Source organism: Thermus sp. FJN-A, assembly GCF_054655095.1.
The window spans coordinates 1-471 of sequence record NZ_BAAHSC010000130.1 but is presented as its reverse complement, the minus strand read 5'-3'; the positions used below and the strand labels follow the sequence as shown (position 1 = coordinate 471).

Sequence of the window (471 nt, the reverse complement as noted above, 5' to 3'; positions counted from 1 at the left end):
TGGAGGTAGAGGGCGGCGTAGCGGACATTGGGGGGCACGGTGTAGGGCTCGGCCCACCCGGCCCTCACCAGCTCCAGGTTCACCTGGAGCAACCGGCTCCCCCCGTGGATCCAGTCTCCCCTGGGATCCTCCAGGTACAGGTAGGCCAGCACCCTCCGGTAGCGGTCCCGCTCCTGGGCGTCCAGCTCCACCCACACCTTCCTCCCCTGGAGCCCCTGGAGCAGGCGGGCGAGGACGGCCTTGGCCTCGAGGCCGAGCCTCACCTCCTCGGGGCCCGAGGTGCGGTGGTTGTAGGTGGACTCCGGGGCGTCCACCCCGATGAGGCGCACCGGCCCGAGGCCCTGAAGCTCCACCGTGTCCCCGTCCACCACCTTGAGCACCTGAACGGGGCCCTGGAGCCTGCCTTGGGAAGAAAGGGCCAAGGCCAGGCCCATGAGCACCGTCCACGCCAGACCCCGAAGAAACCTCATG

The 471-nt window shown here is 69.9% G+C and carries 1 protein-coding gene; it reads right to left on the bottom strand.

From position 1 onward, the window contains the following. Positions 1-434 (bottom strand): thermonuclease family protein (locus tag ACYQ0J_RS00675; RefSeq protein ID WP_460170277.1); only part of this gene is annotated, 434 nt, incomplete at its 3' end. Positions 435-471: the final 37 nt, after the last annotated feature.